This window comes from Luteitalea sp., from assembly GCA_009377605.1.
GTDB lineage: Bacteria > Acidobacteriota > Vicinamibacteria > Vicinamibacterales > Vicinamibacteraceae > WHTT01.
Genome location: WHTT01000223.1, coordinates 259 through 1,023, shown reverse-complemented (window position 1 = coordinate 1,023; position 765 = coordinate 259). Strand labels below are relative to the sequence as shown.

Annotated in this window: 1 pseudogene (only partly in view); it reads right to left on the bottom strand. The window is 73.7% G+C overall.

The window, feature by feature from the left end:
* Positions 1-765, bottom strand: a pseudogene (locus GEV06_28645) (LLM class flavin-dependent oxidoreductase); it runs 258 nt beyond the window's last position.

Below are 765 nucleotides of genomic sequence, written 5' to 3'. Positions count from 1 at the left end.
CCCGGCGCGCGTCGACGGGGCTCATCGAAGGGCTGAGGATGACACCCGTGCCTGCCACGGCAGCACGTCGAGCGGCGGCGGCGCTCCCCGCTGCAACCACCAGCGGCAGGACGGGGCCGTCCGCGCGCAGGTCGCGCACCGCCGGGTCGTCATCCAGCGGAGACGGCAAATCGCCGCGGAGCAACCCCACCAGCTCGGTGAGCCTGGCTGCGAACTGCGCTCCGCGGTCCTCGGCGTCCGCGCCGACGAGCTCGAAGTCACGCACGTGGTATCCGGGCGCCAGCCCGGCGGCCACCCTGCCGGGGAACCACGCCGCGAGCCACCCGAGCTCCTCGGCGACCAGCGCCGGGGAACGCAACGGCAGCAGGATCGGGCACGGTGCGCCCCAGTAGCGCCCACCAGGGTCCAGCTTGGCGAGCGTGACGGCGACCGCCTGCGCGGGGTTGGGCACGTACCCGGCGAAGCCGCCATGGTGCTCGCTCAGCGTGAAGCCGTCGAAGCCGGCCCGCTGCACGGCCCGCGCCTCGTCGACCAGCAGCGCCAGCAGCTCGCCGGTCGGCCGCAGGTAGACCGACAGCCCCAGCGACACGCTGCCGGGCGCGAATGCGCCGGAGGTGAGCCGCACCTCGGTCCCGCTCACCTCAGGCACAGCGCGTCCACGACGTACCCACCCGACGAGCTCACGATCGCCGGGTTGACCTCGATCTCCGCGAACCCGGCCGCTGAGAGACAGTCGGACATCGCCTGCATCGTCCGGCAGAGCCA